24 protein-coding genes, 1 pseudogene and 1 riboswitch are annotated in these 22,045 nt (G+C 42.6%); of the genes and pseudogenes, 9 read left to right on the top strand and 16 right to left on the bottom strand.

Going from position 1 to position 22,045, the window contains the following annotated elements; genetic code table 11:
* Positions 1 to 184: hypothetical protein (locus J7E37_RS07860; protein WP_215023436.1), on the top strand; the 184-nt coding region annotated here is incomplete at its 5' end.
* A gap of 240 nt (positions 185 to 424) precedes the next feature.
* Here J7E37_RS07860 and ribH read toward each other — a convergent pair.
* The 5 genes from ribH to J7E37_RS07835 all read right to left on the bottom strand — a co-directional run bounded on the left by ribH (position 425) and on the right by J7E37_RS07835 (position 4,588).
* Positions 425 to 895: a 6,7-dimethyl-8-ribityllumazine synthase gene (gene ribH, locus J7E37_RS07855; protein ID WP_215023434.1), complete on the bottom strand. Its 471-nt coding sequence runs from the start codon at positions 893 to 895 to the stop codon at positions 425 to 427.
* A gap of 35 nt (positions 896 to 930) precedes the next feature.
* Positions 931 to 2,124, bottom strand: coding sequence for a bifunctional 3,4-dihydroxy-2-butanone-4-phosphate synthase/GTP cyclohydrolase II (locus tag J7E37_RS07850; RefSeq protein ID WP_215023433.1), 1,194 nt, complete (start codon positions 2,122 to 2,124; stop codon positions 931 to 933).
* Between the two features lie 11 nt (positions 2,125 to 2,135).
* Positions 2,136 to 2,792 (bottom strand): riboflavin synthase, encoded by a 657-nt coding sequence (gene ribE, locus J7E37_RS07845; protein WP_215023431.1) that lies wholly within the window; start codon positions 2,790 to 2,792, stop codon positions 2,136 to 2,138.
* A gap of 12 nt (positions 2,793 to 2,804) precedes the next feature.
* Positions 2,805 to 3,887: a bifunctional diaminohydroxyphosphoribosylaminopyrimidine deaminase/5-amino-6-(5-phosphoribosylamino)uracil reductase RibD gene (ribD, locus tag J7E37_RS07840; protein ID WP_215023429.1), complete on the bottom strand. Its 1,083-nt coding sequence runs from the start codon at positions 3,885 to 3,887 to the stop codon at positions 2,805 to 2,807.
* Between the two features lie 158 nt (positions 3,888 to 4,045).
* A riboswitch (FMN riboswitch) is annotated at positions 4,046 to 4,191 on the bottom strand.
* A 55-nt stretch (positions 4,192 to 4,246) separates the two neighbouring features.
* Entirely contained in the window at positions 4,247 to 4,588 is a 342-nt protein-coding gene (locus J7E37_RS07835; RefSeq protein WP_251009552.1) for a metal-sensitive transcriptional regulator, read from the bottom strand.
* Between the two features lie 179 nt (positions 4,589 to 4,767).
* On the opposite strand from J7E37_RS07835, the gene J7E37_RS07830 reads away from it, so the two are divergent.
* The 3 genes from J7E37_RS07830 to J7E37_RS07820 are packed head-to-tail and all read left to right on the top strand — an operon-like array spanning position 4,768 to position 8,468.
* Complete coding sequence (locus tag J7E37_RS07830; RefSeq protein ID WP_215023427.1) at positions 4,768 to 6,261, top strand: spore germination protein; 1,494 nt, start codon at positions 4,768 to 4,770, stop codon at positions 6,259 to 6,261.
* On the top strand, positions 6,251 to 7,363 hold the full coding sequence (locus tag J7E37_RS07825) for a GerAB/ArcD/ProY family transporter (protein WP_215023425.1): 1,113 nt from the start codon (positions 6,251 to 6,253) through the stop codon (positions 7,361 to 7,363). The genes J7E37_RS07830 and J7E37_RS07825 overlap by 11 nt, the downstream gene beginning before the upstream one ends.
* Entirely contained in the window at positions 7,347 to 8,468 is a 1,122-nt protein-coding gene (locus J7E37_RS07820; RefSeq protein WP_285290303.1) for a Ger(x)C family spore germination protein, read from the top strand. The genes J7E37_RS07825 and J7E37_RS07820 overlap by 17 nt, the downstream gene beginning before the upstream one ends.
* Before the next feature lie 122 nt (positions 8,469 to 8,590).
* On the opposite strand, the gene J7E37_RS07815 is transcribed toward J7E37_RS07820, so the two are convergent.
* Positions 8,591 to 8,791, bottom strand: a complete 201-nt coding sequence (locus J7E37_RS07815) for a hypothetical protein (protein ID WP_215023421.1) — start codon at positions 8,789 to 8,791, stop codon at positions 8,591 to 8,593.
* Positions 8,792 to 8,906: 115 nt separating this feature from the next.
* Between J7E37_RS07815 and dacB the strand changes: the two are divergent.
* Positions 8,907 to 10,392 (top strand): annotated as a pseudogene (dacB, locus tag J7E37_RS22455) (D-alanyl-D-alanine carboxypeptidase/D-alanyl-D-alanine endopeptidase).
* 356 nt (positions 10,393 to 10,748) lie between these two features.
* Here the strand turns inward: dacB and J7E37_RS07805 are convergent.
* The gene (locus J7E37_RS07805) at positions 10,749 to 11,663 is read right to left on the bottom strand and encodes a nuclease-related domain-containing protein (RefSeq protein ID WP_215023419.1); all 915 of its coding nucleotides are present in this window, start codon (positions 11,661 to 11,663) and stop codon (positions 10,749 to 10,751) included.
* A gap of 185 nt (positions 11,664 to 11,848) precedes the next feature.
* Positions 11,849 to 12,436 (bottom strand): cell wall hydrolase, encoded by a 588-nt coding sequence (locus J7E37_RS07800; RefSeq protein ID WP_215023438.1) that lies wholly within the window; start codon positions 12,434 to 12,436, stop codon positions 11,849 to 11,851.
* Between the two features lie 398 nt (positions 12,437 to 12,834).
* On the opposite strand from J7E37_RS07800, the gene katA reads away from it, so the two are divergent.
* The gene (gene katA / locus J7E37_RS07795; protein ID WP_215023417.1) at positions 12,835 to 14,295 is read left to right on the top strand and encodes a catalase KatA; all 1,461 of its coding nucleotides are present in this window, start codon (positions 12,835 to 12,837) and stop codon (positions 14,293 to 14,295) included.
* A 206-nt stretch (positions 14,296 to 14,501) separates the two neighbouring features.
* On the opposite strand, the gene J7E37_RS07790 is transcribed toward katA, so the two are convergent.
* The 3 genes from J7E37_RS07790 to J7E37_RS07780 are packed head-to-tail and all read right to left on the bottom strand — an operon-like array spanning position 14,502 to position 17,089.
* Positions 14,502 to 15,737 carry an AAA family ATPase gene (locus tag J7E37_RS07790; protein WP_215023415.1) on the bottom strand — a complete coding sequence of 412 codons (1,236 nt, stop codon included), beginning with the start codon at positions 15,735 to 15,737 and terminating at the stop codon, positions 14,502 to 14,504.
* The gene (locus J7E37_RS07785; protein ID WP_214776489.1) at positions 15,737 to 16,612 is read right to left on the bottom strand and encodes a tetratricopeptide repeat protein; all 876 of its coding nucleotides are present in this window, start codon (positions 16,610 to 16,612) and stop codon (positions 15,737 to 15,739) included. The genes J7E37_RS07790 and J7E37_RS07785 overlap by 1 nt, the downstream gene beginning before the upstream one ends.
* 12 nt (positions 16,613 to 16,624) lie before the next feature.
* Entirely contained in the window at positions 16,625 to 17,089 is a 465-nt protein-coding gene (locus J7E37_RS07780; RefSeq protein ID WP_215023413.1) for a hypothetical protein, read from the bottom strand.
* A 138-nt stretch (positions 17,090 to 17,227) separates the two neighbouring features.
* Here J7E37_RS07780 and J7E37_RS07775 point away from each other — a divergent pair, with 138 nt between their 5' ends.
* A complete protein-coding gene (locus tag J7E37_RS07775) occupies positions 17,228 to 17,836 on the top strand; it encodes a hypothetical protein (protein ID WP_215023411.1) in 609 nt (202 codons plus the stop codon).
* A 48-nt stretch (positions 17,837 to 17,884) separates the two neighbouring features.
* On the opposite strand, the gene J7E37_RS07770 is transcribed toward J7E37_RS07775, so the two are convergent.
* The 4 genes from J7E37_RS07770 to J7E37_RS07755 all read right to left on the bottom strand — a co-directional run bounded on the left by J7E37_RS07770 (position 17,885) and on the right by J7E37_RS07755 (position 20,537).
* Positions 17,885 to 18,520: an FMN-dependent NADH-azoreductase gene (locus tag J7E37_RS07770; protein WP_214776486.1), complete on the bottom strand. Its 636-nt coding sequence runs from the start codon at positions 18,518 to 18,520 to the stop codon at positions 17,885 to 17,887.
* Positions 18,521 to 18,631: 111 nt separating this feature from the next.
* Positions 18,632 to 19,231, bottom strand: a complete 600-nt coding sequence (locus J7E37_RS07765) for an NADPH-dependent FMN reductase (RefSeq protein WP_214776485.1) — start codon at positions 19,229 to 19,231, stop codon at positions 18,632 to 18,634.
* A 26-nt stretch (positions 19,232 to 19,257) separates the two neighbouring features.
* Positions 19,258 to 20,115, bottom strand: coding sequence for a VOC family protein (locus J7E37_RS07760; RefSeq protein WP_214776484.1), 858 nt, complete (start codon positions 20,113 to 20,115; stop codon positions 19,258 to 19,260).
* A 14-nt stretch (positions 20,116 to 20,129) separates the two neighbouring features.
* A complete protein-coding gene (locus J7E37_RS07755) occupies positions 20,130 to 20,537 on the bottom strand; it encodes a DoxX family protein (RefSeq protein ID WP_215023409.1) in 408 nt (135 codons plus the stop codon).
* 167 nt (positions 20,538 to 20,704) lie between these two features.
* On the opposite strand from J7E37_RS07755, the gene J7E37_RS07750 reads away from it, so the two are divergent.
* Positions 20,705 to 21,013 (top strand): winged helix-turn-helix transcriptional regulator, encoded by a 309-nt coding sequence (locus J7E37_RS07750; RefSeq protein ID WP_214776483.1) that lies wholly within the window; start codon positions 20,705 to 20,707, stop codon positions 21,011 to 21,013.
* Positions 21,014 to 21,169: 156 nt separating this feature from the next.
* On the opposite strand, the gene J7E37_RS07745 is transcribed toward J7E37_RS07750, so the two are convergent.
* On the bottom strand, positions 21,170 to 21,610 hold the full coding sequence (locus J7E37_RS07745) for a Dps family protein (RefSeq protein ID WP_215023408.1): 441 nt from the start codon (positions 21,608 to 21,610) through the stop codon (positions 21,170 to 21,172).
* A 206-nt stretch (positions 21,611 to 21,816) separates the two neighbouring features.
* Between J7E37_RS07745 and J7E37_RS07740 the strand changes: the two genes are divergently transcribed.
* A complete protein-coding gene (locus J7E37_RS07740) occupies positions 21,817 to 22,029 on the top strand; it encodes a methionine aminopeptidase (protein WP_214776481.1) in 213 nt (70 codons plus the stop codon).
* Positions 22,030 to 22,045 lie beyond the last annotated feature (16 nt).

The raw sequence follows: 22,045 nt of genomic DNA, 5'->3' as shown, positions 1-22,045 counted from the left end.
GGAAGTTGTGTACGCGAGGCGCTTACAGCCTGTCGATCGAGCCTCGTGTGCACTTTATCTGCTTTCGATGGTCTTTATAACCCTTCTATCGACCATCGTGATCACTTTTTCTGCTTTGGATGGTCTTTATAACCCTTCTATCGACCATCGTGATCACTTTTTCTGCTTTGGATGGTCTTTATAACCCTTCTATCGACCATCCTGGCCTCTTTTTCTGCTTTGGATGGTCTTTATAACCCTTCTATCGACCATCCTGACCTCTTTTTCTGCTTTGGATGGTCTTTATAACCCTTCTAATAACCACCACACTCATTTTTCTGCTTAGTGTCGCCTTTTCCGCAGATTCCAAGATTCAGCACTAACTTTTTCTTTCATAAAATAAAAAAACTGCAGACAAAAATGCCTGCAGCTTCATTAAAATCTTTTACATTTCAATATTTTTCATCAAATTAGCCATTTCAATCGCGGACATTGCAGCGTCCCAGCCTTTGTTGCCAGCTTTTGTGCCGGCACGTTCGATTGCCTGTTCAATGGTATCTGTTGTCAGAACTCCGAAAATGACAGGGACCCCTGAATTCATCGCACCGGCTGATACACCTTTTGCTGTTTCATTGGATACAAAATCGAAGTGCGGCGTGGATCCGCGGATGACTGTACCTAATGTGATGACCGCGTCATACTTATTGCTTTTAGCCATTTTTTGCGCAACCAGTGGAATTTCGAAAGCACCTGGAACCCAGGCAACATCGACATTGCTTTCCTCAACACCGTGCCTCTTCAAGGCGTCCTGTGCACCGCCCAAAAGCTTGCTTGTGATGAATTCATTAAAGCGACCGACTACGATTCCGACTTTAAGACCCGTTCCTACTAAATTACCTTCGAATGTTCTGTTCATGTCCTATTCCTCCAATTAGATGGTTTTAATTCCTATTAAAAATTAAGTAAATGCCCTAATTTGCTGTGCTTGGTTTTTAAATAATTTTCGTTTTCTTCCCTTGTTGGCATTTGGATTGGCACACGGTCGACTACTTCCAGGTCATAACCCTTAAGCCCTTTGATTTTCCTTGGGTTGTTGGTCAGCAATTTAATTTGCCTGATGCCAAGGTCTTTTAAAATCTGGGCGCCAATTCCGTATTCACGGAGATCAGCACCGAAGCCAAGCTTTTTATTGGCCTCTACCGTGTCGTAGCCCTCTTCCTGCAGTTTATATGCACGCAGCTTGTTCATCAGGCCGATTCCTCTGCCTTCCTGGCGCATGTACAGAAGAACACCGCGTCCTTCCTTGTTAATCTGACTCAATGCTGCATGCAGCTGCGGGCCGCAGTCACAGCGGAAGGAGCCGAACACATCGCCAGTCAAACATTCAGAGTGAACCCTTACAAGCACCGGCTCTTCAGGGTCAATTTCTCCTTTTACAAGAGCAATATGTTCTTTGTCATCTACTACATTTGAATAACCAACTGCCTTGAAAATCCCGAATTCAGTAGGAAGATTGATCTCAACCTCTCTTTTAACCAACTGGTCTTTCCGATTGCGGTATTGAATGAGGTCTTTTATCGTAATCATTTTTAAATCGAACTGGTCGGCAATCTTGCGGAGCTCTGGCACCCGGGCCATGGTGCCATCTTCATTCATGATTTCGCAGATGACCCCGGCAGGCTTGGCGCCGCTCATTTTAGCAAGATCCACCGCTGCCTCTGTATGGCCGGCTCTCCTTAGTACTCCGCCTTTTTTGGCTACGAGAGGAAAGATGTGGCCAGGCCTTTTAAAATCAGCGGCCTTTGACTCTGGGTCGAGCATGCTTAATACAGTGGCTGAACGCTCGAAAGCCGAAATCCCGGTTGTTGAATACTTATGGTCAATGCTCACGGTAAAAGCTGTGCCATGAGGGTCGGTATTTCGTGAGACCATCGGCATTAAATCCAGCTTCTGGGCTAATTCCTCTTCAATCGGCACGCAAATCAATCCCCGGCCATGTGTTGCCATGAAATTGATCACATCCGGTGTTGCCTTTTCTGCCAGAGCGATGAAGTCTCCTTCATTCTCACGGTCTTCATCGTCACAAACAATGACTACATTTCCCTGCATGAGTTCATATATAGCCTCTTCAATTGGATCAAACATTTACATCACCCTCACATAAACCCGTTATCCTCTAAGAACTGGGCTGTAATATTGTTGCCTCGTTTTGGTGCTGACGGAAACTGGTTACTTAAAAAGTGCCCTACATACTTGCCAATCATGTCGCATTCGATATTGACGATATCCCCTTTATCCTTGAACCCTAAGACTGTATCTTTCAAGGTGAGCGGAATCAACGATAGAGTCAGGCTGTCTTCTGATATTCCGAAAACGGTCAGGCTTGTACCATCAACAGCGACAGAGCCTTTCATGATGACATATTTCAGCAATTCAGGATCCACTTGAATTTCATAGTAAACCGCGTTCTCTATTTGCTTTTTCCCCTTAATGGTCCCGATTCCATCCACATGGCCGGCGACAAAGTGCCCGCCGAACCGGCCGCCCGCTGCCATTGCCCTTTCCAGGTTCACCTTTGAGCCACGTTTGACGGATTTCAAGCTGGATGCTTTGACCGTTTCCGGCATGACATCTACCGTAAATCTATTCTCTGTAAAGGAGGTGACGGTCAGGCACACCCCGTTAACAGCAATACTGTCTCCAAGGTGAACATCTGTCAGGACTTTCCTTGCGTCAATCGTCAGGACAAATGACTCGCCGCTATGCTGGATATTGGCGACAGTCCCTATCTCTTCAATTATTCCCGTAAACATATTAACCTCCTTTTAAACCGGCTCAGCGATGATCCTGATATCCTGGCCAATTTGCTTAACATCTCTAATCTCCAAAGAAACAGTATCCTCGAGCCTGGCAATACCTCCGCCTCCGTATGCAGCCGGGGCGTTTTTCCCTCCAATCAGCTTTGGAGCGATATACGCTATGACTTGCTGAAAGGCCTTCTCCTTTAAAAAGCTGCCATGGACCTCGGCTCCACCTTCTACGTAAATAGAAGTGATACCCCAATCTCCCAGTTTTTTCAGCATGCCATGAATCTCGACTTGCTCAGTTTCCAGCTTGATAACCTCAATGCCTAGCTCAGTAAACTGCTTTATCCTTTCAGCCTCTGCCCGTCCTCCGGTCACGATAATGGTTTCGGCAGCCCTGTCATTCACGATCCTTGAATCCAGCGGAGTGCGAAGAGTGTTGTCCAGCACGACCCTCACCGGATTCTTCCCTCCAGACTCAATCCTTGTCGTCAGGCTCGGATTGTCTTTTATGACGGTGTTGACGCCAACTAAAATAGCATCATGTGAATGACGGAACCGATGGACATCCTTTCTTGCCTCTTCCCCGGTGATCCATTTGCTCTCCCCGGTAACTGTTGCGATTTTGCCGTCCAGGCTGGTGGCTGACTTCAACGTAACATAGGGCAAGCCAGTGCTTATGTAATGAAAAAACACTTTATTCAGCGCTTTTGCTTCTTCCTCCATCAACCCAACCTGCACATCTAAGCCCGCCTCAAGCATCTTTTTCACTCCTGCTCCTCCAACAAGCGGATTCGGATCAACCGAAGCGACAAATACTTTCTTGATGCCTGAATCTATCACCAGATTCGAGCATGGCGGCGTCTTCCCGAAATGACTGCATGGCTCAAGGGTCACGTATAATGTGGCATCCTTTGCCTTATCCCTAGCCATTGTGATTGCATGTACCTCAGCATGGGGCTCACCCGCCTTCAAATGGGCACCCATTCCAATGATCCGGCCGTCTTTTACAAGGACAGCTCCTACTTGCGGATTCGGCGAGGTTTGGCCTTCTGTCGCACTAGCGAGATTGATGGCCAATGCCATATAGTCCTGGTCGTTCACCCTGCTTCCTCCTTCCTCAAAAAAGGTAGTTTCCTTTCAGGTTTTGTACGAATAAATAAAAAGACCCCGAAACAAATTGATTCGGGGTCCTAAAAAAGGCAATGGTAAATTAGAGGGTTGAAAAAGGGCATACTTATCCCGTTCTTTTAATCCTCGTTTTTTTCCTTCTCCCATCCAGACTTTAACTGTCGGCCCTGGAGTTTCACCAGATCCACCGTTTAACAAATGTTAACCGGGTCACGGACTAAGAAGCAAAAGCTTCATCACCGCCGGTTGGGAATTTCACCCGACCCCGAAGGAATGTATTTAGTTAGAGTCATTATACAGAACATTAGGCTAAATGAAAAACAATACAACTTTTATTTTTTCATCAGCTTTTCAATCGTGGTCAATAGCTCATCAATGACTTCATCGTCACCTTCCTGAATTCGTTCGACGATGCACGATTTCATATGGCCTTCGAGCAGAAGTTTGGCCACACTGTTCAGTGCCGCCTGTGTTGCCGATATCTGCGTGATGACATCGTCACAATACGTATCTCTCTCGATCAGGCCTTTAATGCCGCGAATTTGTCCTTCTATCCGATTCAATCTCGTCACGAGATTCTTTTTCGTTTTTTCAGAGTGATGGCTCTTTCTTTCTGATGAGCAACAGCTGTCACCACATTCAGATGGGTTCACTTCGGGCTGCAATATGTCCATCTAAAAACCCCCTTTATCATTTGTTTTATTTTATCATAACCTCATGACTTTCTTAATCGCAAATGCCAGATGCTTCTTGCATCCAGCCGTTATCTCCTTTTGTATATTTTGGCAAGTTATTTGGAATAACTACTCCTAACGCTAAGGATTCCATATCTTCAATAAAAAGTGGTGTAGTTATGAAAAAATTCAGGCTGCCGAAGGGCTTACAACAGGATACTGAGGACAAAGCTATTAACAATAGCCTATACCAAGAGTTAACATCGGTATTCGAACATACTGCAGATTTCAAAGAATTGAAATTTACTAAAGGTAGCATCTCATTTATATTTTGTTTTCTTGAAACCTTAGTCTCAAAAGAGAATTTCAAGGAATATTTGCTTTTACCATTGTTTGAGCTAGGGTCGAATGTCAGCAGTGAAAATTTACAATCTTTAAATGGCAAGGAAAATCATGAGATCAAAGAGCTGATAGAAGGCATCCTTGACGGTGGATATATTTTGTTTCTATGTGAACGTAATGAATCATGGCTTTTCAATTTTCCGAAAAGTCATCAAAGGGCAATTGAGGAGCCTCAGAACGAAAGTATTGTCCGTGGCGCTCATGATGGTTTCAATGAAAATCTAGAAGCGAATATCAGCCTCTTAAGAATGAGAATCAAAGATCCAGATTTCACTGTGAAATATCATGTATTGGGTGAGAAAACAAGAACCAAGGTTGCAGTTGTTTTTATGAAAGGAATCGCAGACAAGAAGGTAGTAGCTGAAGTGGAAAGAAGGCTATCTTATATATCAACCGATATGGTCTTAAGCCCAGGGTATATCGAAGAATTCATCGAAGACGATCCCTTTTCCTTGTTTCCACAGATTGTAAATACCGAGCGGCCAGACCGGACGATTGCGAATTTAATGGAAGGGAGAGTTGCCTTGATTGGCGATTGCAGCCCCACGGCATTAATTCTTCCAATCACTTTTTTCGCCTTTTACCAATCATCAGATGATTACAATAGCAGGTGGATACCTGCTACCTTCATCCGAATGCTGCGGTATGTAAGCTTCATTATTGCAATTACCCTTCCGGCACTTTATATCGCAATTAATGCGTTCCATCTCGAGGTCATTCCCCATGAATTGATTTTGTCATTGAAAGGATCAGTTGAAGGTATACCTTATCCTCCCTTAATGGAGGCCTTCTTCATGGAGATAACGATTGAACTGATCAGAGAAGCAGGGATCAGGCTTCCCAAACCTGTTGGACAGACTATTGGCATCGTTGGCGGTTTGGTCATTGGAGATGCAGTAGTCAGTGCTGGGCTCATATCAAACATAATGATAGTGGTTGTGGCTGTAACAGCTATTTCAGCTTTTGTCGTGCCATCTAACGAAATGAGTACGACAGTCCGCCTGATCCGGTTTCCACTTATGGTTGCTGCATCATTTTTAGGGTTTGTCGGATTGATTTTTGGGCTGATCATCATTTTTATAAAGCTTTGCAAACTTGAGTCATTTGGTGTTCCTTATTTTTCCCCGCTGGCGCCCTTGCATGTAAAGGACTTAAAAGACACATTCTTCAGGCTTCCGCTTTGGAAAATGAATGAACGGCCAAAAAATGCCCTTGCATCAAACACGAAAAGACAGAGGGATTCAAGAGGATGGAAAATAGATGGACAATAATAAAGATATGATCACCTATCAGCAATATTTCTTCCTGCTGATCCATGCCCAATCAGGGGTTGGCGTGCTTTCGCTACCATATGATATGCATAATGCGGTCCATTCAGATGGATGGATTTCCATTCTCCTTGCAGGAGTGTTTGTTCAGTGCATACTATTTGCTTATTTGCTCCTATTCAAGAGATTTGACTCTCAAAACCTTCTTGAAATAGCTGCTTTCCTGCTTGGCAAAAAAATAGGGAAATTGATCTCTGTCTTTTACTCTCTCTATTTTCTAAGTGTCGGGAGCTTAATTTTAGTTCTCTATATTGGGATTATCAACCGGTGGATCCTTCCCTACACACCTATCTGGATTATTGGAGCCTTAATGGTCCTGGCAGGAATTTATTTATGCGGGGACGGTTTGAAGGTATTGGCTCGCTTTTATACATTGGTTACACCTCTTATGTTGGTTCTATTCCTGCTGATTTCATACACACTGAAAGATGCAAATATATACTATATTCTCCCAATCGGTCAGGCTGGCATAAAAAATATCCTTTTTGGCAGCAAAGATGCCTTCCTCTCCATGTTGGGTTTTGAAGCGGTCCTGATTACTTTTCCGCTTGTAATGGGATCAAACAAGAAAAAATTCAAGGTAATGTCCTGGGCGAATTTGTTCATCACTTTGCTATATACCTATCTGGTCATTGTCAGTTTCATTTATTTCAGTCCCGAAGAATTAAAAATAATACCCGAACCACTCTTATATATGTTAAAGTCTTATACCTTTAAAGCGATGGAACGAACGGATTTGTTGTTCCTCTCCATTTGGATAATAATGGTATTTACTTCCTTTAGCACTTACCTATTTTTGGCGGCAAAGTCCTGTAAAAGTTTACTTAAAAAACCACAGCATAAAAAGCTTATTTATTACTTGGCTTTGCCAATTTTCGGGATAGCCTTAATGGCAGAGTCGAATATTCATTTTGCTGAATCGATGACCAGACATATTACAAATGCCAGCTTCGCCTTTCTTCTTTTTCCCATTCTTTTACTGCTTGTCTCGTACCTTTTGAAAAAAACGGAGAAGGGAAGTGTCCACCATGACCCGGCCGAGTAAATTATTATGCATAGGATGTATGACAATCTTTTTAAGCGGGTGTTGGGATCAAAATTTATTGAAGGATGTTAGGTTATACTTGGCCGCCAGTTTTGACTTGGATACTGAAGGAAAAATAATCGATGCCGTTGCTTCCCCCATTATAAAAAGGGCCGACCAGGGGGGCGGTTCAGCAGAAACCTATCAAATCATCACTGGAATCGGGAATACACCAAGAGCAGCAAGGAAAGATATCGATCAGCGAAGCTCGAAAACATTCGATGCGTCGAAGCTCCGGGTACTCATTATTGGAAACGAGCTAGCAAAACAAGATATATATCCAGTTCTTGATTTATTTTATCGAGACCCCAAAAGTTCCCTTAGTGCTAAAGTTTTTATTGCAGAAGGGAGAGGAAAAGATATCCTCCAGCTAAATATTAAGGAACAGGAAATTAGTGAATACTTATTTGAGTTATTAGAAAGCCAGGAAGTTTCCTCGCTTATCCCCGAGGAAAACCTTCAATCCATTTGTGCCGCAATGTTTGACCCAGGTGAAGACTTTATTCTGCCTTATATCGGCCAAGAGAGTGAGAATCAGGCCAAAGTGGAAGGAATCGCATTATTCAATGAACGCAAATTTACAGGGCAAATTTTATCAGGCGATGAGGCAATGATTTTTTTATTGATGGACGGAACTTCCGGGATGAGAGCTAGATTCACAAAGGAAATCACAAACCATGAAAATACTAGCCCCCGCGATTTTGTATCTTTCGATGTAAAAAAAACAAAGCAACAGTTAGAGGTTAAGATTTCGAATAAAGAAGTAAAGGTTAACATAAATCTAAAATTAAAAGTTGCACTTACTGAGTATGCCAGAAATCAGTTATATAAAAAACAAGAAATCAAGTATCTGAATCAAAAGCTTTCTGAGATACTCTCAAAAGATGCAGAAGCGGCCATAAAGAAGCTCCAGCAAGCGAACAGCGACAGTTTTGGCATTGGCCGTCGAATCATTGCGCTCCATAATGATTATTGGCAGCAAGTGGATTGGAAAAAAGAATACCCAAACATTGCGATTACGCCGAAAGTCGATGTCGAGATTATCGGCCATGGAATCATAAAATAAGACTCCTGCCCGATGACTGCCCGTCCAGCATGTTATGGAATTCCAAATCAACTTAAAACCACAAAATACTCCTATTGAGACTCCGTATTTGACGGATTTTCAATGAGGAGTATTTTTTCAAGTTAAATCTGACTATTTTCCCTTCTTGATTGCGCTATTAACAGGAGCTCCCTTGAAATCCCTGCCGTAAACAGACTGCCCGCGAGAAGCGCCAATGTTCCGTACAATGGGTCTGTCACCTTTGAAAAAATGAGTTGGGCATAGAAGTAAAATCCTGCTCCGATGGCTAGAATGAGTAAAGCATTCGAAAAGTATCGGTACACTTTTTTCCCTCCTGAACCTTATATTAATTAAAACATTATCATAGACTCTACTAGTTGGTTATTGGGAAATTTCCTGTCGAATACAGTTGAGATGTGAAAGGGATGAACCAAAAAAATGAAACAAAAAACTACATTAATCACCATATTCTCATTAGTCATCATCTTAGCCATCATTTTGTTTTTTCATACAGAGGAACCTCCAGCTCAGGCAGTCCAGCCTAGCGAGGAGCTGTCCGCAGAAATCAACAACCTTTTAACAAATGAGCCTGTTCTTTATGGAGCTTTGGCTGGTGTCAGCATCAGGTCTGCGGAGGATGGAAAGCTGTTGTACGAGCATATCGGGGATACCCGGCTTCAGCCGGCCTCAGTTCTGAAATTGTTTACGGGGGCGGCCGCCCTTTCGGTTTTAGGGGAAGATTATCGCTTTACAACGCAAGTTTTGGCAGATGGAAAAATTAATGACGGAACGCTTGAAGGTGACCTATTTTTAAAAGGAATGGGCGATCCAACCTTGCTCCCGGCAGACTTTGATGAGATGGCAAAGCGACTTAAGAGTAAAGGAATCAATAAGGTGGCCGGCGATTTAGTGGCTGATGACAGCTGGTATGATGATGTCCGTTATTCTGAAGACTTGACCTGGAATGACGAGCATCAATATTACGGCGCCCAGATTTCCGCCCTTACCGCTTCGCCAAATCACGATTATGATGCAGGGACTGTCATAGTCGACATTTCTCCGGGCAAAAAAGGGGCAGCGGCAAAGATTTCCCTAGAGCCTGACACTGATTTTGTCACAATCGTCAATGAAGCGGTAACAGTGAATTCCAAAGGGAAACAGGATATCCACATCGAGCGTGAACATGGTACAAACACCATCAGGGTAACCGGATCCATTCCTGCTGATATAAAAAAGGAGGAAATGGGTCGCGGTCTGGGAGCCCTCCCTTTATGCAGGGAGCCTTTTTAAAAAGGCACTTGAGGAAAACGGAATAAAAGTAGTTGGGAAAATTAAGTCAGGTTACGCGACAGACAGCATGACCGGAATGATTTCCCATAAATCAGTCCCCCTTGCTGAACTGATGATACCTTTCATGAAATTAAGCAATAACGGCCATGCGGAAATACTGGTTAAGGAGATGGGCAAGGCCGTCCATGGTAAAGGCAGCTGGGAAAAAGGCCTTGAGGTCATGGCCGATGGACTTGGTGAAATCGGGATTGACACCAGCAGACTTGTATTGCGCGACGGATCTGGAATCTCTCACGCCAACCTCATTCCAGCAAACGAAATTACTAAACTGCTATATCTAGCCCAAAATGAAAAATGGTTCCCAGCATTCCAGCATTCGCTTCCAGTTGCCGGAGTTAAGGACAGGATGATTGGCGGGACGATGCGCAATAGGCTGAAGGAAGCTCACCTGAAGGATCGGGTGGCTGCTAAAACAGGCACACTGACAGGCGTAAGCACCCTTGCAGGATACGTTGAAACCAGCAGCGGGGATACGCTTATCTTTACAATTTTGCTGAATAACCTGCTGGATGATCGAGAAGGAAGAAAGGTTGAGGATGAAATCGTCAGGATCCTTGCAAAGCAACCTTTATAAAAAGTATGATAGGCTCACTTATGCAATGGAATTGCACTTATAAGCGTATATTTAGGTTTGAACTGAACCGTACCCTTATGTGACTGGTTTGGACTTCATAAGGGTACGATTGGGCTTGTATCGTACCCTTATATTGCTGGATTGGACTTCATAAGGGCACGATTGGGCTTGTATCGTATCCTTATGTGACTGGTTTGGACTTCATAAGGGCACGATTGGGCTTGTATCGTATCCTTATGTGACTGGTTTGGACTTCATAAGGGTACGATTGGGCTTGTATCGTATCCTTATGTGACTGGATTGGGCTTCATAAGGGTACGATTGGGCTTGTATCGTACCTTATTAGCCATGCTCCATTATTCATCTTTAGTTATATAGTGAGTAGCACGGCCAGAGCCGATCAATGTAAAGTTTTCTACAAGAGTGTTTCTAATGGGCTTTTTAGTTTTAATAGAACTGCACCATTCATGAACCTTATTGACTGTTAATTCTTCTTTCGGAAAAAGCAATAGGAAGTCTCTAATACTTCTCAGTATAGCTTCGTGAATGTTCTCTCGCTTCCCGCAACTATTGCATATCAATGTTTTTCTCGTAACTACGGTATTCAATGTATAACAACGGGAACAGGCTATTCCCTTCTTCAATTTGCCGAAACTATATTCAGGCATCCTCTTATAGGGTGAGTCTTGGGAATGCAGGGATAGCAGCTTTTCTGCTAAATTTGCATGGATATTTTTTGGTTGGACGAATTGTTTTTGCAGGTTATTAAGGAGTCTGGGAATCTGGTTGGGAAAGATAATTGGCAAATTGCGCGGGGCTTGATACAGGTAAAAGTTTGGGTTCACGAAGACTAGAGTTGATTCGATATTAATGTTGAATCCAAGTTCTCGTACCATCCTTCGCAGGAGAGACTCTGCTCTTTCCATTTGTTGCAGAGGATTCTTAATTTCCACTCCATTACTGGTATACCACCGATCACCTCCGATAAAATAATCGCCTTCGAAATACTTCACTTCAAACATATGGATGATCTTGGAGATGAAGAGGGAGTCGATTTGAAATTTTGTATTTCCATGTTCAAGGAGCAAATCATTCATAACCAGGAACCCTTTTTCAACCTCCTCCATCCAACGGTCAAAAATCACTTCTCCTTCATAACCTTTTTCCAGGTATAGGTAGTTACTGTATTCTTTCGGAGACAGGTTCATTCGAGCATTCAGTATTCTAAGAACCTGCAGCTCCAGGGGCTCAACACGGGATTTAACTATCAAAAAACATTCCTCCATTCATTATGTATTGCAATTAAATAGTATGTGTTTTTCGAATACTTAACAAGCCTTTTATTTGCCCCTGAGGGTATATGAAAAATTAAATAACTCCAATTGAGAAAAAGCCGTGCAGAATGAGAATCGCACGGCTTTTTTCAGGTTATTTAGTGATTACCGGTTGTTACGGTTTACTTCGCGAATCTATGGTTTCCGATTGTTACGGTCACTTCCCTTGAAAACACCCATTTACTTACTGCTGTTTTAGGGTTAAAGAAGAACAGTGAGCCACTGCCTTGCCCTCTGAAAGCAAGCGCTTCTTTTACTGCTTTCTTTGCTTCTGCATCAGCTGGTTTATTGATTGCTCCATTTTTTACAGGAGTGAAGGCATAGTACCCGTTTGCCTTTTCATAGACGACTCCTCTTACTGTGTTAGGGAAATCCGGGCTTGCTACTCTATTCAAGACAACAGTTGCTACTGCTACTTTCCCTGCATATGGCTCGCCTTTTGCTTCGGCATGGACCAGCTTTGCGAGCAAGTCCTGATCTGCCGCAGAAACAACTGCAGCCGGGATTGTCAACTTTTGTCCTGGATATAGTAGAGTATTAGTTCTATTGTTCGCTTTCTTCAATTCTGTCACTGGAACACCATACTTGCTGGCGATTCCCCACATCGTATCTCCTGTTTTCACTTGGTAAGTTGCCGCTTCAGCAGCTGCGCCCATTGAAAATAAAGATAAAGATACAACTGCTGTTAGCGCTGCCAATGTTTTTTTCATGTTTCTCATTTTCCATACCTCCCAGTATTGCTGCTCTCTTTTTCTACTATTAAGGCTAGCAGTTGTAACATAGTTATTCATTGTCCAATAAGTGCCAATAAGAAGAAATCTCTTCCTATCCATTGAAACCGCTTGATTCTTTTTAAACCTAGAAATTTATCCCACTCTCGTCCTCTTTCCTTCTATAACCAGACTTGTAAGTTAACGGCTCAAATTTTACATAGTGTTACAGCTTTGTAACTTAAGCCTGCCATCTAAAATTCAGGTAATGTCCTGAGAGTTTCATAACTTATACCGATTACTAAATTAAAATAATTATAATTAAGTATTGATTTTTAATTGAAAAGTGTTATCATTTAGCTATAAACCAAAATTCATTAAAAAGGCGGGTTGAATAAATGAGCAATTATCAAAAGAACCATCTTACAACAAGCTGGGGAGCACCGGTAGGGGACAACCAGAATTCCATGACGGCAGGACAAAGAGGTTCTACTTTAATTCAGGACGTCCATTTACTTGAAAAATTGGCTCACTTTAATCGCGAACGTGTGCCAGAGCGTGTTGTTCACGCAAAAGGCGCTGGAGCACATGGCTATTTTGAAGTGACAAATGATGTGACCAAGTATACAAAGGCTGCTTTCCTTTCAGAGGTTGGCAAGAAGACACCTCTTTTCATTCGTTTCTCTACTGTTGCGGGGGAACTTGGATCAGCAGACACTGTCCGTGATCCACGCGGTTTCGCAGTAAAGTTTTATACAGAGGAAGGAAACTACGATATCGTCGGGAACAATACTCCGGTATTCTTCATCCGTGACGCGATCAAGTTCCCTGATTTTATCCATACACAAAAAAGAAATCCACAAACACACTTGAAAGACCCAAATGCTGTTTGGGATTTCTGGTCACTTTCACCTGAATCGCTGCACCAGGTAACCATCCTGATGTCCGATCGCGGCATCCCGGCTACCCTCCGCCATATGCATGGCTTTGGCAGCCATACGTTCAAATGGACAAATGCTGAAGGCGATGGTGTCTGGATTAAGTACCACTTCAAGACAGAGCAAGGCGTGAAAAACCTTGCAGCAGATGCTTCGGCTAAAATTGCAGGAGAAAACCCTGACTACCATACAGAAGACTTATTCAATGCGATTGAAGCTGGGGACTTCCCTGCATGGAAGCTATATGTGCAAATCATGCCTCTAGAGGATGCCAACACATATCGTTTCGATCCATTCGATGTCACAAAGGTTTGGTCACAAAAAGACTATCCATTGATTGAAGTCGGCCGCATGGTATTGGACCGCAATCCTGAAAATTATTTCGCGGAAGTTGAGCAGGCTACATTCTCACCCGGAAACCTTATCCCTGGTGTCGATGTTTCTCCTGACAAAATGCTGCAGGGCCGCCTGTTTGCATATTCTGATGCACATCGTTACCGTGTTGGTGCAAACCATAATCACTTGCCGATCAACAGGCCAAGATCTGAAATGAACTCTTATCAGCGCAACGGCCAGATGCGTTTCGACGGCAATGGCGGCAAAACAGTAAACTACGAGCCTAATAGTTTCGGAGGACCAACTGAAGTGAATGAGCACAAGCAGGCGAGCTTCCCTGTCATCGGCGTGGCTGAAAACGCGGGCTACGATCACCACGACCATTACACACAAGCCGGTGACCTGTACCGCTTGATGACCGAAGGAGAACGTGAGCGCCTTGTTGCAAATATCGTCGCTGCCATGAAGCCAGTTCAGCGCGACGATATCAAACTCCGACAGATCGGCCACTTTTACAAAGCAGATCCTGAATACGGAACACGCATCGCTCAAGGATTGGGGCTACAGGTGCCTCAGGAAGTTTAAGCACCGCAATAAGTGAATGCTCTATCGATGGCATCCGTTACCATACCAAAACAGTCCGATAGAAGATTTCTATCGGACTATCTCATGTATGTTTTTTTCGAAAAAATGGCTCCTGCCTTCAGGTAAACATTAAAACACTCGCCGAAAACCTTCGGCGAGTGTTTTTAGACTTTAATGAAAGATCATATTCCCGTGAAAATTAAGAATTAGAAATGCTCTTTAATATATTTTGCTGCTTCATCATATACCCCACTTTGATTGGAATACTTTATGTAATTTTTTATCGTTGTAAGCCAATCGACCGTGGATGGTCTGGTTGAATGAATCGCTTGAAGCAAATCATTCATAGATATATTCCGCTCCAATCCACTTTCCATGATTTCTTCTAATACGGTCTCAGTCGCTATCTCAACAACATTTTCGATATCCGCGCCTGAATAAAGGTTTGTTTGCTTAGCAAGGATGCCCAAATCCACATCATCACCAATCGGCTTGCCGCGTAATTTGAGCTTAAAGACTATTTCCCTCGCCTTTTCATCAGGCGGCGGAACAAATACGAGTTTATCAAACCTTCCAGGACGCTTGAAAGCTGAATCAACATCCCAGGGCATATTGGTCGCGCCAATAACAAGCAATTTATTCGTACTGGTTTCAATTCCCTGCAGTTCAGTAAGCATGGTATCCACTAATGGACGCATTATATCGGAACGTGCTTTCCCCCTGCTGTATCCAAAAGAATCAAGCTCGTCAAAAAACAATACAGCCGGACTGTTTGCGCGTGCTGTTGCAAACACATTATGCAGGTTTTGTTCACTGACACCTAAATAAGGGTCTAATATTTCCGAAATAGATACCGGATAGAAGTTTGCACTGCATTCTCCGGCTGTCGCTTTCGCAATGAATGTTTTCCCACATCCGGGAGGCCCGTACAGCAGGATTCCTCCACCTGATTTTTTGCGGAACTTTGTGAAAATCCCAGGATTGAGAAATGGTTTAATGATCTTCATTTCGATTGTTTTTTTTAGAGAATCAAGGCCACCCACATCATCGAATGTGATTCTTTCTGGAAGATGTTCGTTCATCGAAACCACATTGCTATCCTTTCCACCTTTCACTACTTCTAGTTTTACAGGTAAGTTTTGCGAAGTGTCAGGTAGTGATGATAGGAATTGTTCATTTGTTTTGACTATATCACTAGTATGGATTGGTTCTTCTAAAATTTCGGAATATACTTCCCCGTTTCCATGGGATAGATACTTAATCAGGATTTCTCGGATTGAATTGTCCAAAGAAGTTTGTTCGGTCTTCAACGCCCTTGAAAAAGAATACAATGCTTCAGAAAGCTGATCTTGCTTCAAATACTCTTCTCCCAATAAGAACCAGACCTCTACATTGTTTTTGTCTTTTTCAAGTATAGATTGATAGATTCCAACTTTGTCCATCATAACCTCCTATTTACGAACCACTTGTATAATTGCGTGGCAATCCAAGTGTACATGACAAAAACAAGGTAAACTGCAACCGCCGTAAGCAGAATTTTATACTGACCAACATAATAAAGCAGCAGGGACAGAGCCATGAAGATAATCCATATTATTGCTGGCCCGCCAATCTTTTTCATTATTCGGTGTGGAGCAAAAAGGGGATGGGTCATTTCATCATAGTAAGCCAACAAACTTAATAAGTATTGGTTTGATGGATCCACTAAAAAAGCCTGCCTGTAATATTCCCTTGCATCCTTCATATTCCCCTGCAAATCATGATAAAGCGCTAGATTCATCAGCTTTTGCTGTTCATCCCCAGCAGAATCCATAATGTTTCTGATTAACTCCAACTGCTTTTCTGAATCCTTCTTTACAAAATAATACTCAAGAACGTACTGGTTCACTCTTTCGCTATCAGGCTCCAGTTCCAAAGCATGCTCTAAAAGATTAAGTGCCTTCTCCTCAAAGCCAGTCACAAGCATCAGATACCCGTATGTAGCAAGCAACTCGCCATTTTCTGGTTCAATTTCAAGTGCACGTAAATAGGTTTGTTCCGCATTGTAATAATCCTTTTGATAACTATAAGTCTTCCCAATAAAATGGTAACATATTGCCTTATCATGTCCATGCTCCATCGCCTCCATGCAAGTTTCCCTCGCGGAAGTGAAATCACTGCGGGACATGAAGACAACTGCCATATTGTATAACGCATTCGAATTAAACGGGTCCTCTTCAAGGATATTCCTTATATGCACAGCCGCTTCTTCATAGCGGCCCATGCTAAATAAATATCTGACCTGCGTAAATTCCTTCTCTTTTATTATTGTTCCCATTTTTACCCCTTCTTACAGCTCCGATATGGCAAATGCTGCAAATAGTAGAATCCCCTGTATAACAGCGCCAGCAAGCATCCACAGGATGGCAGGCTTAAAGATGGGTGTTATCTCCCCATTTGTCATCAAATGGAATTCAAACGGTTTCGTCATCACTTTTCGGTACATAAAAAATAGAATAATAGCTAGCAGCTTGAAGCCGAATTTCAACAACGGCTTGCTTTCTGGTGCAAAAAAGCCTTGGAAAAACAAAGTAATAAAAACTATATCAGCAATGGTAAACAGGATACCTGCTCCGATCAAAAGGTGAATCGTTTTATCTGGAACGTTCAGCCATTTGGCATTCCTGGTCCCAAGAATAATTGTCGGTATAGTTCCACCAAAAAATGCAACCAAAAATAGACGATTTATATCATACGTTTTTGTTTTCTTCCACTCTTGATCAAGAGACGGCTGTAACAATTCATTTGCTTCCATATATTCCCCTCCTTCTTTTAGTTTAATTTCAAGAAGAAAGAAATACAATCCGTTTTTTTCCTGTTAGGTATGTTCTCTCAAAAGGCCAAATTATTTTTCAAGCAAAAAGTACTATCAGCCTTACTGCATGGTCAAAAGGTGAAATTGGATAATGTCGGCTGGGGCAGCAGGTATTATGATCAAAAAGAAAATAAGGTTGCCGAAGCTTTGTCATTTGGATCTATTAAGAACTTCGATTGCGAGGATATTCGGTTGGAAATCGATAACTTAACCATCTATACTGAAACAAAAACAGATAGTATAGCAACAATCTGGCCGCTTGAATTCACACTGGACCAATCAGCTGTTTCTAATCGTGAAGTTGTTGTGCTAAATAAAGAGTTCACTTTTAATAATAAGGCTTATGTCATCAAACAAGTAGAATTCTCCGAAATGGAAACAAGAGTGGTCGTCACAGGTTCGGACACAAAACTGATTACCGAAAATGGGATGACATATAGGGTGATGAGCAAATTGGAACATCAGTACCTCAATGCCAGGAAGGTAGATAAGGAGCGCGGCTACTATGAGGATTACTCGAAGCCTGGTGTTTTCCTCACCTCTGGTGGCGAAAAAGCTGACCCAATCTTCAGCAAAGGCGAAGTCAAAGGCGGAAAAGATGAATATATCATGACCTTCGCGCCAGTCAAGAATCGTGACAATTGTGTGCTTGAAGTGGGAGAAGACCTTACCATTACATTGAAATAGCATAAAAGCAGGCCGGTGGAAAACCCGGCCTGTCTTCGTTTGTGCTTATTAGAATGTGTGCGCCAAATCCTTGGCACGCGCAATTCCGTTTTCTTTGATTTCCTGTGCTTTTTCTGGGTTCGCATTGTGGCCTTCCAGGTATAGGCATTCCATTGAAGGTACACCGAAGAAGTTCATGATTGTTTCGATGTAACGATTTCCCATTTCCATGTTTGCTGCCGGCCCTTCTGAGTAGTAACCGCCGCGAGCCTGGATATGAAGGGCCTTTTTGTCTGTCATTAAGCCAACAGGGCCTTCCTGTGTATATCTGAATGTTTTGCCTGCTACTGCTACTGCGTCGAGATATGCCTTCATGACTGGCGGGAATGAGAAGTTCCAGAGCGGTGTCACGAAAACAAATTTGTCTGCTGCTGTGAACTGGTCAACCAGTTCAGCTAGACGGCCTACTTTTGCCTGTTCGTCTGCGGATAGAGCAGAGAACTCAGTACCTTTTTGCAGCTTGCCCCAGCCTCCTAATACGTCGGCATCGATATGGGGAATGTTTTCTTTAAATAGATCCAGATGAATGACTTCATCATTCTGGTTCTGTTCTTTGTACGTATCAATGAATGCTTTTCCTGCTGCAAGACTGAAAGATTGTTCTTCATTCAGCGGATGTGCTGTGATGTATAAAACCTTAGCCATGTTGTAATTCCCACCTATTCTTTTTATTTAAAACTATTCTATAAATCTCGAATTAAAAATAGCTTACTTCGAGATATTAAGCCGTTTTTCATCAAAGGTCAAAAGAAATGCTTATCTCAATGTTTTCAGTGCGCCGCTCCATGCCTCTACTTCATCCAGCATTGCATTGACATTGTCGAGGTGCAGGGCCTGGGGCTTGAACTCTGTACCGTTTTCAAAGTCAGTAAATAGGGATAATGTTGGATGTGTACGGACGTCGGCAATTTTCAATTCTCCACAGATTCCTCTTAAATGCTCAGCTGCCCTGGCTCCACCTGTTGAACCATAACTTACGATTCCAGCAGCTTTGTTATTCCATGCTTCGCGTGCAAAATCAAGTGCATTTTTCAAGGCCCCTGTAATGCTGTGATTGTACTCCTGAACAATAAATACGAATCCATCAAGACTTGCCAGCTTTTCATTCCAGGCAGCAATCCCAGGCTCGGAACCGTCAGTTGTGCCCAGGAAAGGCAATTCAAAATCAGCAATATCCACAATCTCATAATTTACATTACCTCGTTGGTCAGCAATTCCCTTTACCCATTCACCAACCTGAGGGCTCACTCGTCCCTGTCTAGTGCTTCCTAAAATAATTCCGATATTCATTTTTTCTGTTGTCATCTTTGTTTCCTCCTTTTTATTACTGCCAAAAAGCTTTCTTAAAAAACTCATCGTTTTCACCTTCAATTCCCTTGATTTTACTTAGCTGTTTCCATCTTAATGCGGTTTCCGGAAGGATCTTCCGTAATGAAAATGCCTTTTTCTTCTCTGACAGGCGCCCCGATTTCTTTCAGGCGGACTATTGTGTCTTCCAAGCTCGCTTCGTCGGGCAGTACGAGAGTGTATGATTCAAGTCCTGCGCTATTAGCAGGCGGTTTAGGAGCCCCCGCGCCGTTCCATGTATTCAGACCGATGTGGTGATGGTACTTTCCTGAAGAAATGAAGAGAGCCTGAGGTCCATAACGGCTGACTACTTCAAAACCAAGTCCTTTTGTGTAAAACTCTTCTGTTTTTGCTAGTTCTGCGACGTGTAAATGGATATGTCCCATCACTGTTCCTGCAGGAAGGTCGTTCCATGTTTGCTCCTTTCCCTCTGCAAGTAGATTTTCCGCATCCAGTGCCTGAGTGGCCATCACCACATGTTGCTCATTCCATTCCCATTTTGACGATGGTCTGTCTGTATAGATCTCAATTCCATTTCCATCCGGGTCTGCTAAATACAGTGCTTCACTTACAAGATGGTCAGATGCCCCTTGCAATGGATATCCATTCTGCAGGAAGTGCTTCAGTATTTTTGCCAGGTCAGCCCTGTCAGGCAGCAAGAGCGCAAAATGATACAATCCAGTAGTTCTTCCCTTCTTTGGGATTACATCGGATGGCTGCTCAATACTTAGAAGCACAGTTTTTCCATCGGCAGTTAACTTGGCGGATTTATCCGTTTTTTCAAAGACCTTGAAACCAATTACCTCCTGATAAAAGGCAAGGGAGCGTTCTAAACTTTGTACCTTTAAATTAACTCGGCCTACAAAAGTAACCGGCGGTTGATGAAAACTCATATATTCTTCCTCCTTTAAGCATTCTTTGATTGAAAAATAACATTATCCAGGGCAAAAAGCGATTTGTTTGTAATTGCTAGAAAAATTGAAATCGCCAGAAGGGCCAAATCAAGCTCAAAGCCTGCCATTTGGCCATTTCCCATGAATCCTCCGGCAACCTTTACCTTTACAATAGCTACTGCTAAAACGACCGCAAATAAAATTGAAATTACCCTCGTTCCTACACCAAGCAGCATTGCCAACCCGCCAACAAGCTCTACTAGGGCAACAATGTATGCCGAAATTCCAGGGAAACCAAGGCTTTCAAAAAAGGCGACTGTATTTCCAATCCCCCCCTGGAACTTTGCAGCTCCATGGATTGAAAATGTAGCTCCTAAAACTAACCTTAAAATAGTGGATGCTGCTTCATGCTTTTTTATCATATCCATTACTCTCCTTATAAAAATTTTTTTGAACTTAACTGCAGTAAGCAGGTTACTTTATGTAAGTAACTATATTACTGTAATTAAGTTACGTCAAGTATCTTTTTTATAAAAAGTAATTTATTTTTCAGATGTAATGTTTATAATGTTAGTAAGGAGTGATTGATATGGATAAGTCGATTTGTCCCAGATTTGAAAAAGCCATGACAATCCTAAGCCAGCGCTGGACTGGAATGATCATATATCAGCTGCTGGCTGGACCGCAGCGTTTTTGTACGATTGAATCCTCTATAGGCGTTAGTGGAAGAGTGCTTTCAGAGCGATTGAAGGATTTGGAAAGCGAAGGGATTGTGAGACGCGAAGTTCATCCTGAAACTCCAGTCCGGATCGAATATTCTTTGACCGAAAAAGGCAAAGCACTGGAACCTCTTATGAAAGAAATTGAAAAATGGTCACAGAGCTGGCTGGAGGCATAATAATAGATCGAAGATGGAATTTTTCATTTAAAGCACCCGTTGCATGGGTGCTTTTTGATTTTTATATAGAAAGTTTTTTACCAAGCTTATTTCAGTAGATTATGTATAAATACAAAAGAGACGCATGCAATTACATACGTCTCATTTCACTCACTTTTATCTCCCAAGGAAGGAGTTCAGCATCCACACATGTTTTTCTAAGCCTGCGTGAATGGTCAGCAGCAGGTCGCTTGTTGTTTCATCATTGACTTCCTCTGCCAGTTCCATGCCCTTCTTGAGCTCTTGGATCATTGTTGAATAGTCTTCTACTATGCTTGCGACCATATCAGTTGCGCTTTCATTTCCTGATGCTTCTTTTACAGATGCGAGTTCTAGCGCACCGGACATGGTTGCGACTGGTTTGTCACCCATTGCCAGCAGTCTTTCTGCAAGTTCATCGATATGTAAGGCAGCTTCGTTGTAAAGCTCTTCGAATTTCGCGTGAAGAGTGAAAAATTCCGGACCTGTCACATACCAGTGATAGTTATGAAGCTTAAGGTAGAGTACAGTCCAGTTTGCGATTTGCTTGTTGACTGTTTGTGTCAATTCATTTTTCATCCTGAATCCCTCCTGTTTTATTGTACGGATTCATTATAGTCCAAGATTATCCAACAAAGAGTTTGAGCGTGAATTGTTCACAGGAATGTCAACTTTTTAGACAAGTTATGTGCTAATACCGGGTCAAAAACCAAAATTCTCCATAAACTATACATAATAAAGCATTTATTTCTCCAAACTATGCATAGAACTGGAGGTGTTCATGAATGGGTTTATTTAATGCGCTCACCCAATGGAGAAATACCAGATACGAAAACCATCTTTCGAATATGAAGGACCAGAATAAATGCCCAGACTGCCATGGCAGAGGATATTACGCTTTTTCCGCGAATGAGTTTGTCTATTATGCAGCACCATACGAATGTCCTGGCTGCAGCGGCAGTGGATTATATACAGATTGGAGCAACAGTACAACATAAAAATGGCCGCTGCATT

The organism is Bacillus sp. ISL-39 (assembly GCF_018613295.1).
Taxonomy (GTDB): Bacteria; Bacillota; Bacilli; order Bacillales; family Cytobacillaceae; genus Mesobacillus.
This window is presented reverse-complemented; position numbering and strand designations above follow the sequence as displayed.

What these genes read in the sequence shown, in the direction of transcription:
- J7E37_RS07740 (WP_214776481.1), top strand. Translation starts at nt 21,817, where the DNA reads ATGGGTTTATTTAATGCGCTCACCCAATGGAGAAATACCAGATACGAA.
- J7E37_RS07785 (WP_214776489.1), bottom strand. Translation starts at nt 16,612, where the DNA reads ATGGGAACAATAATAAAAGAGAAGGAATTTACGCAGGTCAGATATTTA.
- J7E37_RS07800 (WP_215023438.1), bottom strand. Translation starts at nt 12,436, where the DNA reads ATGAAAAAAACATTGGCAGCGCTAACAGCAGTTGTATCTTTATCTTTA.
- J7E37_RS07770 (WP_214776486.1), bottom strand. Translation starts at nt 18,520, where the DNA reads ATGGCTAAGGTTTTATACATCACAGCACATCCGCTGAATGAAGAACAA.
- J7E37_RS07835 (WP_251009552.1), bottom strand. Translation starts at nt 4,588, where the DNA reads ATGGACATATTGCAGCCCGAAGTGAACCCATCTGAATGTGGTGACAGC.
- J7E37_RS07745 (WP_215023408.1), bottom strand. Translation starts at nt 21,610, where the DNA reads ATGAAAAATGAATTGACACAAACAGTCAACAAGCAAATCGCAAACTGG.
- J7E37_RS07820 (WP_285290303.1), top strand. Translation starts at nt 7,347, where the DNA reads ATGACCCGGCCGAGTAAATTATTATGCATAGGATGTATGACAATCTTT.
- katA (WP_215023417.1), top strand. Translation starts at nt 12,835, where the DNA reads ATGAGCAATTATCAAAAGAACCATCTTACAACAAGCTGGGGAGCACCG.
- J7E37_RS07850 (WP_215023433.1), bottom strand. Translation starts at nt 2,124, where the DNA reads ATGTTTGATCCAATTGAAGAGGCTATATATGAACTCATGCAGGGAAAT.
- J7E37_RS07825 (WP_215023425.1), top strand. Translation starts at nt 6,251, where the DNA reads ATGGACAATAATAAAGATATGATCACCTATCAGCAATATTTCTTCCTG.
- J7E37_RS07755 (WP_215023409.1), bottom strand. Translation starts at nt 20,537, where the DNA reads ATGATAAAAAAGCATGAAGCAGCATCCACTATTTTAAGGTTAGTTTTA.
- J7E37_RS07790 (WP_215023415.1), bottom strand. Translation starts at nt 15,737, where the DNA reads ATGGACAAAGTTGGAATCTATCAATCTATACTTGAAAAAGACAAAAAC.
- J7E37_RS07830 (WP_215023427.1), top strand. Translation starts at nt 4,768, where the DNA reads ATGAAAAAATTCAGGCTGCCGAAGGGCTTACAACAGGATACTGAGGAC.
- ribH (WP_215023434.1), bottom strand. Translation starts at nt 895, where the DNA reads ATGAACAGAACATTCGAAGGTAATTTAGTAGGAACGGGTCTTAAAGTC.
- J7E37_RS07780 (WP_215023413.1), bottom strand. Translation starts at nt 17,089, where the DNA reads ATGGAAGCAAATGAATTGTTACAGCCGTCTCTTGATCAAGAGTGGAAG.
- J7E37_RS07750 (WP_214776483.1), top strand. Translation starts at nt 20,705, where the DNA reads ATGGATAAGTCGATTTGTCCCAGATTTGAAAAAGCCATGACAATCCTA.
- J7E37_RS07765 (WP_214776485.1), bottom strand. Translation starts at nt 19,231, where the DNA reads ATGAGTTTTTTAAGAAAGCTTTTTGGCAGTAATAAAAAGGAGGAAACA.
- ribE (WP_215023431.1), bottom strand. Translation starts at nt 2,792, where the DNA reads ATGTTTACGGGAATAATTGAAGAGATAGGGACTGTCGCCAATATCCAG.
- J7E37_RS07760 (WP_214776484.1), bottom strand. Translation starts at nt 20,115, where the DNA reads ATGAGTTTTCATCAACCGCCGGTTACTTTTGTAGGCCGAGTTAATTTA.